Annotated in this window: 4 protein-coding genes; all 4 read left to right on the top strand. The window is 56.4% G+C overall.

Going from position 1 to position 3,071, the window contains the following annotated elements:
• Nucleotides 1-49: 49 nt before the first annotated feature.
• Complete coding sequence (gene scfA / locus GX016_01315; GenBank protein ID HHT70201.1) at nucleotides 50-205, top strand: six-cysteine peptide SCIFF; 156 nt, start codon at nucleotides 50-52, stop codon at nucleotides 203-205.
• 67 nt (nucleotides 206-272) lie between these two features.
• Nucleotides 273-1,658 (top strand): thioether cross-link-forming SCIFF peptide maturase, encoded by a 1,386-nt coding sequence (scfB, locus tag GX016_01310; protein HHT70200.1) that lies wholly within the window; start codon nucleotides 273-275, stop codon nucleotides 1,656-1,658.
• A 29-nt stretch (nucleotides 1,659-1,687) separates the two neighbouring features.
• On the top strand, nucleotides 1,688-2,002 hold the full coding sequence (locus GX016_01305; protein ID HHT70199.1) for a hypothetical protein: 315 nt from the start codon (nucleotides 1,688-1,690) through the stop codon (nucleotides 2,000-2,002).
• 5 nt (nucleotides 2,003-2,007) lie between these two features.
• Nucleotides 2,008-2,958 carry a YybS family protein gene (locus tag GX016_01300; GenBank protein ID HHT70198.1) on the top strand — a complete coding sequence of 317 codons (951 nt, stop codon included), beginning with the start codon at nucleotides 2,008-2,010 and terminating at the stop codon, nucleotides 2,956-2,958.
• The last annotated feature ends 113 nt before the right edge of the window (nucleotides 2,959-3,071 follow it).

The raw sequence follows: 3,071 nt of genomic DNA, 5'->3' as shown, positions 1-3,071 counted from the left end.
GGCAGTGCCATATGCTATAATGAGAACAGCACGTTAAAGGAGGATGGCTATGCAAGGTAAGCACATAAAGACGGTTCATAAAGGACGGTTGCAGAAAAGCTTGGCCGCCGGCGGCTGCGGCCGGTGCCAAAACTCCTGTCAATCTGCTTGCAAGACTTCATTGACGGTGGGCAACCAGAGCTGCGAGAATACTAGGCGGCGCTAATCTTTCAAGAGCCCGCGGCGGTCACTGGACGCCGGCGGGCTCAATTTTACCGGGGGAGCGAAAAACCATGGATGTCAGCGGACAAGTGCATGTCTTTAAGTGTTTGGATACCTATTTAGCTCTGGATGTGGAAAGCGGCAGCCTGCATGAGATTGATGAGCTCATGGCTGAGCTGCTGGCTCTTTACCCGAAAAAGTCCAAGCCGGAGATCTGGGCAGCCCTAGCGCCCAAGTATGGTCCGGCAGACGTGGCGGCTGCCTGCGGCGAAGTGGAGGCGGCCCAGGCGGAAGGGACTTTGTTCACGCCGCCGGCAGTAACCCATTGGGTGCCCTCAGGGCCGCCGGTGCTGAAAGCTTTGTGCTTGCACGTGGCTCACGACTGCAACCTGCGCTGTCGGTATTGTTTCGGCGACAGCGGCGAGTTCGGCGGCATGCGCCAGCTGATGTCGGCGGAAGTGGCGGTGGCGGCTGTTGATTTGCTGCTCCAACATTCCGGCCAGCGGCCGCTTTGTGAGATTGATTTTTTCGGCGGTGAGCCGCTCCTTAATTTACCGGTGGTAAGGGAGACCATCGCCTATGCCCGCCAGGAAGGCCAGAAGCAGGGTAAGACCTTTAAGTTTACCCTCACTACCAACGGCGTTTTACTTACCGACGCTGTGCGCCGGGAGTTGACTGCTTTGGGGGTGTCTTTGGTCCTCAGTCTCGATGGGCGGCCGGAGGTTCACGACTACATGCGTCCGTTTCCCCATGGGCAGGGGTCCTACGCCCGGCTGGTGCCCCGAATCTTGGCGGCTGTAGCTGCCGACCCGGACGGGGACTGGTGGGTCAGAGGGACGTTTACCCGGCATAACCGGGATTTTGCTGCCGATGCAGAGCATCTGCTGGAGCTGGGTATCCGGCGTTTTTCCCTGGAGCCGGTGGTGGCGCCACCGTCGGCAGCCTATGCCTTAACCGAAGCTGACTTACCGGAGCTTAAAGCTGAATACGAGCGCCTGACCCGGTTGTACCAGCAGGAGGCTGCTGCCGGCCGGCCCTTTAAGTTCTTTCACTTTGAAATCGATCTGGACCACGGGCCCTGCTTGGCCAAACGCTTTACCGGCTGCGGCGCCGGTCATGAGTATTTTGCCGTGGCTCCGAGCGGGGATTTATATCCCTGCCATCAGTTCGTGGGGCGTAGCGGCTATAAACAAGGAACTGTGACCACCGGTATTGTCCGGACCGATCTGGTGCAGGAATTTCGCCGCACCACCCTGCTGACCAAGGACCAGTGCCGATCGTGTTTCGCCCGTTATTTCTGTGGCGGCGGCTGCCATGCCAACGCGGAGCTTTTTTCCGGCCGGATTCACCAGCCGTACCAATTGGGCTGCGAACTGGAGCGAAAACGGGTGGAATGTGCCTTGTATTTACACCTGGCCGGCGGCAGGATTTCCAGCCCAGCGGACAGAATAGACTAAGGGTTAGATCCTTTAAGGGGGGCAGCGCTGTGAAGCTGCAAAGAACGGAGCTGGACATAACCAAGAGCCTAAGGGCCATCGAATGGCTGAAGACAGAGCTGTTGGGAGCTGTCACCCTGGTTTTTCGGGCGCTAACCAAGGGCGCCGACGACATTATTGCCGATGCCCTGGCCCAGGTGGTACTCATTGTCTACCTGCTCGGGCGGCGGCTGGGTATCGGGTTTGGAACTATCGACAACCGACTGGCCCACATGGTCCGACAAAGCATCTCCGGCGAGCACGAGCTGGAGACGTGGTACGGCGATTTGTCGGTGCTGGAGGAGTATTTAAGGAGTAAGAGGTGAAGCGTGTGGCCCCCAAGAGATCGACGCGTTCATTAGTGGAAGCGGCTTTTCTGGCTGCCCTCACGGTAGTTTTTTGCTTGGCAACTATCTACCTCCCTATTCTGGGGCTGTTCACCGGTTTTTTTTGGCCTATTCCCATTGTGTTACTGGGTGTGCGGCACGATTTGCGGCTATCGATTCTAGCTACCGTGGTGGCCGGGATCATAGTGGCTATTTTGGCCGGCCCGCTCACTGCCATCAGCATGTTTCTGGGGCTGGGGGTTTTAGGTCTGGTACTGGGGACGGCTATGCGGCGCCGCCTTACCCCGCTGAGGGTGGTGGGGCTGGGAGCCATTGCCTTGCTTATTTCGTTGCTCCTGCTCTTTGCCTTATCTTTGTTTGTCATGGGAATTAATCCCCTGGAAAGCTACTTTGGCATCTACCAAGATTCGCTGGAGACCACTATGAATCTCTACCGGCGACTGGGTATCAGCGGGGATGCCCTCAAGCAAATGGAAGCCATGCTCAGTCAGAGTATGAGTATGATGCGCTACCTTCTGCCCATGGCCATGGTGGCCGGCAGTGTCATCTTAGCCGTGGTTAATTTCTTACTGTCGCGGTCGATTCTGGCTCGTCTCGGGATCGCTTACCCCGGCTTTCCGCCGTTTGCCGGCTGGAGGTTACCGCGAACCGCTGCTGTCGGCTATTTGGCCGGGATAGTTTTTGTTCTGGCCGCCAATTACACCGCCCATGAGATCTTGAAACATATAGGACTGAATATACAAGCCATTTTTCAACTGGCCCTTCTGATCCAAGGGCTGGCCGTTGCCTGGCACTTTATGGAGACTTATCAGCTACCCAAGGGTTTAAAAGTACTGGTAGCCGTGCTCACTTTCATCACTCCCTTGTTTGGACAGGCGTTGTTTTTCGTCGGCTTGTTCGATATATTTTTTGACTTTCGCCGCTTAAGCTCTTAAGGAGAGATAGCCATGGTTCAGAAGGATCTTCCTGACCAAGCTGTAGGGAGCTTTTACCGGCTGTTGGCCTGGCAGACGGTGCTGCTGATAGTGTTAGGTTGGTTTAACTTTCG

This window comes from Bacillota bacterium (assembly GCA_012837285.1).
Taxonomy (GTDB): Bacteria; Bacillota; DTU030; order DUMP01; family DUMP01; genus DUNI01.
This window is presented reverse-complemented; position numbering and strand designations above follow the sequence as displayed.

Coding starts and splice junctions, on each gene's coding strand:
- scfB (HHT70200.1), top strand. CDS start 273: ATGGATGTCAGCGGACAAGTGCATGTCTTTAAGTGTTTGGATACCTAT.
- scfA (HHT70201.1), top strand. CDS start 50: ATGCAAGGTAAGCACATAAAGACGGTTCATAAAGGACGGTTGCAGAAA.